A 4,809-nucleotide genomic window follows, 5' to 3' on the forward strand; every position below is an offset into this window, starting at 1 on the left:
CTGGGCCGACCGGCGCATCCCGATGTCGTGATCGTCGACCCCGAGTCCCTGGAGCGCCGTCCTGCAGCGATTCTTGATGCGCAGGGACGGGTGCTCAACCCTGACGACAGCATCGGGGAGATCGTCGATCGGCGAGGCGCCCGCGATTTCGAGGGCTACTACCGCAACGACGCCGCGGACGCCGAACGGGTGCGCAACGGTTGGTACTGGTCTGGCGATCTCGGCTACCTCGACTCAGAGGGCTTCCTGTACTTCGCCGGCAGGCGCGGCGACTGGATCCGGGTGGACGGCGAGAACACCTCGGCGCTGACCGTCGAACGTGTCGTCCGGCGCCACCCCGAGGTGATCACCGCCGGGGTCTACGGTGTCCCGGACCCGCGGTCAGGCGATCAGGTGATGGCCGCCGTCGAGGTCGCCGACCCGGCAGCATTCGACGTCGAGCATTTTGCAGCGTTCCTCGAGGCTCAGGATGATCTGGGCGCCAAGGGGATTCCCCGTTTCCTCCGGGTGTCGGCCGATTTGCCGGCCACCGGATCCAACAAGGTGCTCAAACGTGATCTGCAGGCCCAGTGCTGGCACACCGACGAGCCGGTGTACCACTGGGTGGGTCGCGGGCGACCGCAGTACCGACGGATGACCGACGAGGACCGCCGCGCCCTGGACGCGGAGTTCGCCGAGTATGGAAGGAGGCCCCATGCCTGATTGGGACGAGGTGACCGATGTGCTGGTCGCCGGGTCCGGCGCGGGCGGGGCCACCGGGGCCTACACCGCCGCGCGGGAGGGACTCGAGGTGATCCTGGTGGAGGCCACCGAGAAGTTCGGCGGCACCACTGCGTATTCGGGCGGCGGCGGAATGTGGTTCCCCTGCAACCCGGTGCTGCTGCGCGCAGGCACCGACGACAGCATCGACGATGCGCTCGAGTACTACACCTCGGTGGTCGGCGACCGTACGCCACGCGCCCTTCAGGAAACCTACGTACGCAGCGGCGCCCCACTGATCGAGTATCTCGAATCCGATGAGCTGCTGAAGTTCACGCTGTTGCCGTGGCCCGACTATTTCGGCAAGGCCCCGAAGGCACGCGCCGACGGGATGCGGCACATCGCCGCCAAAGCCCTCAGGGTGTCGGCCGCTCCCGATCTTGCCGAACTGATCCGCGGCCCGCTGGACTCCGACCGCCTCGGGCATCCACAACCTCAGGACTATTTTGTCGGCGGCCGCGCGCTGATCGCCCGATTCCTGGCCGCGACCCGGCGGTATCCGCACACCTCGGCCCGGTTGAACACCGCATTGACCGAGTTGGTCGTCTCCGACGGTGCGGTCGTCGGGGCCGTTGTCGAGACGGCCGGGCAGCGCCGCAGGATCGGCGCACGCCGCGGTGTCCTGCTGGCCGCCGGCGGCTTTGAGCACAACGACGAGATGCGCGCGAGGTTCGGCGTTCCGGGTGTTTCGCGAGACACCATGGGGCCGTGGGGGAATCAGGGCCTCGCCCACCTCGCCGCGATGGCTGCGGGTGCTGACACCGACCTGATGGACCAGGCATGGTGGTCGCCGGGCCTGACGCACCCGGACGGGACGTCGGCGTTCGCCCTGTGGTTCACCGGCGGGATCTTCGTCGACGACGATGGGAAACGGTTCGTCAACGAATCGGCGGCCTACGATCGTCTCGGCCGGGCGGTGCTGGCGGCGATGGCCGACGGACGGGTGACGCTGCCGTACTGGATGGTCTACGACGACAGTGGCGATGGAGCGGGTGTTGTCCCTCCGGTGAAAGCCACCAACGTTTCGATGGTGGAACCGGAGAAGTACGTCGCCGCCGGTCTGTGGCGCACGGCCGACACGCTCGAAGAACTCGCCGTCGAGATCGGCGTGCCACCGCAGAACCTCGTGGACACGGTGGCGCGGTTCAACGATGCTGTCCGGCGCGGTAGCGACGAGGATTTCGGCCGCGGCGACGAACCCTACGACCGCGCCTTCTCCGGGGGTGCGCCACCGCTGTACCCGATCGACGAGGGCCCGTTCCACGCCGCCGCGTTCGGCGTCTCGGATCTGGGCACCAAAGGTGGCCTGCGCACCGATACCGCCGCGCGGGTGCTCGATTCGGCGGACAATGTGATCGCCGGACTCTATGCGGCCGGCAACACGATGGCGGCACCCAGCGGAACCGTCTATCCCGGCGGGGGCAACCCGATCGGCACGAGCATGGTCTTCAGCCACCTGGCCGTGCTGAACATGGCAGAAGGAGCACACCGTGAATAGAGCAGCGCCCGAGTCCGTGCGGGAGATCGACACCGGCGCCGCGATGACGCGCTTCGCCCGCGGCTGGCACTGCCTCGGGCTGGCCGACACCTTCCGGGACGGTCAACCGCACGGCATCAACGCGTTCGACACCAAGCTGGTCGTCTTCGCCGACTCCGACGGCGCCCTGAAGGTTCTTGACGGGTACTGCCGGCACATGGGCGGCGATCTGTCCCAGGGCTCTGTCAAGGGTGACCAGTTGGCGTGCCCGTTCCACGACTGGCGCTGGGGTGGCGACGGCAAGTGCACCCTGGTTCCCTATGCCAAGCGCACCCCGCGCCTGGCACGCACCAGGGCGTGGTTGACCACCGAGGTGAACGGCCAGTTGCTGGTCTGGCATGATCCCGAGGGCTCCACTCCCCCAGCGGAACTGACCCCGCCGACGATCGAGGGATTCGACGAAGGCCGGTGGTCGCCGTGGCAGTGGAGCTCGATCCTCATCGAGGGTTCGCACTGCCGCGAGATCGTCGACAACAACGTCGACATGGCGCACTTCTTCTACATCCACAAGGCCTACCCGACGTACTTCAAGAACGTCATCGAGGGCCACACCGCGAGCCAGTTCATGGAGTCCAAGCCGCGGCCCGACTTCACTCCCAACTTCGACAAGCTCTGGGAAGGAACCCATCTGCGGTCGGAGGCGACCTATTTCGGACCGGCCTACATGATCAACTGGCTGCACAACGATCTCGCTCCGGGGTTCACCGTCGAGGTGGCTCTGATCAACTGCCACTATCCGGTCAGCCACAACTCGTTCGTGCTGCAGTGGGGCGTCGCCGTCCAGGAGATGCCCGGGCTGCCCGCCGACAAGGCCGCCAAGCTCGCCGCGACGATGAACCGCAGCTTCGGCGAAGGTTTCCTCGACGACGTCGAGATCTGGAAGAACAAGACCCGCATCGACAACCCGTTGCTCACCGAGGAGGACGGGCCGGTCTACCAGCACCGCCGGTGGTACGAGCAGTTCTATGTCGACGCCGCCGATGTCACCGCCGACATGACCGACCGCTTCGAGCAGGAGGTCGACACCACCCACGCCAACGATCTGTGGCAGCAGGAGGTCGCCGAGAACCTGGCGGCCCGCAGCCCAAGTTGAGTACAAGTACCCATACAGCAAATTCCTGATCTTGATCTAGGCTTCGCTGAATACCCGAATGTCATCCCGACAGGAGTTCAGCCATGAAGCTCTCGGCCGTCACTCGGACCGCCGCGCTCGCCACAGCGCTGGCCGTCCTCGCCACGGGCTGCGGTTCGACCACCACGACCGGTTCGGGCACCACGGCATCGGAGTCGTCGGAGACCTCCACGTCCGAGACGACCACCACCAGTGCGGCGGCCGCACCGTCGACCGCCAGGATCGCCCCGCGGGAGGAGGCCCCGGAAGGTCCGGCCCCGACGATCGCCGACTACATCGTCGCGAATGGCATCCAGGAGACCCCGGTCAGTCCGGGCGATCCGAACGCACCGTTCATCGATCTGCCCTTCCCGGAAGGCTGGCAGGACGCCGGTCCCGAGACGCCCGAGTGGGCCTACGGCGCCATCTATTACGACGGTCCCGGGGCCGAGGAGTACACGCCGAGCATCGTCGCGCTGGTGTCCAGGCTCGATGGCGATGTGGATCCGCAGGCGATCCTCGACCATGCGCCGGGTGAATTGACCAACCTGCCCGGCTGGAGTCCGATGAGCAACGGCCGGGAGAGCACACTCAGCGGCTTCCCGGCGTTCCAACTCGGCGGCACCTGGGAGCAGGACGGCCTGGCGAAGATCATCGCGCAGAAGACCGTCGTGATCCCGGGCAGCGACGCCGTGTACGTGTTACAGCTCAACGCCGACGGGCTGGAGAGTCAGATGGACATCGTCGCCACCGCGACGAACATCATCGACGACGACACCGTCATCACGCCCTGAGCGGACGGCCGGTCAGCCGGCGAGCGACCCGACCACCGCGTCGATCAGATGCGGCCCCGGCTCGGTCAATGCTTCGATGAGCGCGGCCGCCAACTCATCAGCGGTGGTGGCCCGCCGGGCGGGAACGCCCATGCCTTGCGCGATCTTGACGAAATCCATTGCCGGGCCACCGAGGTCGAGGAGTTCCAACGCCCGGGGACCCGGCGGTTGCGCGCTCACCGCACCGACACGCTGCAACTCGATCCGCAGGATGTCGTAGGCGCCGTTGTTGAAGATCACCGTCGTGACGTCGAGATTCTCCCGGGCCTGGGTCCACAACCCGGCGATGGTGTACATCGCCGAACCGTCGGCCTGCAGCGACAGCACCGGCCGGTCCGGAGCGGCGATCGCGGCACCGACTGCCGCGGGGATCCCGTAGCCGATCGCGCCACCGGTCAGCGTCAACACGTCATGGGCCGGCGCACCCGCCGTCGATGTCGCGAGTCCCACGCCGCCGGTGTTGGATTCGTCGACGATGATCGCGGCCTCGGGCAGCAGCGCGCCGATCACCGCTGCGGCGGCGAATGCGTTGAGGTCGCCGGTCGGCCGGTCTGGCCGCACCGAGGGAG

The 4,809-nt window shown here is 67.4% G+C and carries 5 protein-coding genes; 4 read left to right on the forward strand and 1 reads right to left on the reverse strand.

Annotated elements, in window-relative coordinates:
* From WA965_RS13365 to lpqN, 4 genes are all read left to right on the forward strand, one after another.
* Positions 1-702: AMP-binding enzyme (locus WA965_RS13365; RefSeq protein ID WP_526447619.1), on the forward strand; the 702-nt coding region annotated here is incomplete at its 5' end.
* The gene (locus WA965_RS13370; protein ID WP_526301499.1) at positions 695-2,257 is read left to right on the forward strand and encodes an FAD-binding protein; all 1,563 of its coding nucleotides are present in this window, start codon (positions 695-697) and stop codon (positions 2,255-2,257) included. The genes WA965_RS13365 and WA965_RS13370, both read left to right, overlap by 8 nt.
* Before the next feature lie 43 nt (positions 2,258-2,300).
* Entirely contained in the window at positions 2,301-3,389 is a 1,089-nt protein-coding gene (locus tag WA965_RS13375) for a 3-ketosteroid-9-alpha-hydroxylase subunit A (RefSeq protein ID WP_526301503.1), read from the forward strand.
* An 83-nt stretch (positions 3,390-3,472) separates the two neighbouring features.
* Complete coding sequence (gene lpqN, locus WA965_RS13380) at positions 3,473-4,201, forward strand: envelope biogenesis lipoprotein LpqN (RefSeq protein WP_526301497.1); 729 nt, start codon at positions 3,473-3,475, stop codon at positions 4,199-4,201.
* Between the two features lie 12 nt (positions 4,202-4,213).
* Here the strand turns inward: lpqN and WA965_RS13385 are convergent.
* A partial coding sequence (locus WA965_RS13385) for a thiamine pyrophosphate-dependent enzyme (RefSeq protein WP_526447621.1) occupies positions 4,214-4,809 on the reverse strand: 596 nt, incomplete at its 5' end.

It is taken from the genome of Mycobacterium sp., assembly GCF_049683935.1.
Lineage (GTDB): Bacteria > Actinomycetota > Actinomycetes > Mycobacteriales > Mycobacteriaceae > Mycobacterium.

What these genes read in the sequence shown, in the direction of transcription:
- WA965_RS13370 (WP_526301499.1), top strand. Translation starts at nt 695, where the DNA reads ATGCCTGATTGGGACGAGGTGACCGATGTGCTGGTCGCCGGGTCCGGC.
- lpqN (WP_526301497.1), top strand. Translation starts at nt 3,473, where the DNA reads ATGAAGCTCTCGGCCGTCACTCGGACCGCCGCGCTCGCCACAGCGCTG.
- WA965_RS13375 (WP_526301503.1), top strand. Translation starts at nt 2,301, where the DNA reads ATGACGCGCTTCGCCCGCGGCTGGCACTGCCTCGGGCTGGCCGACACC.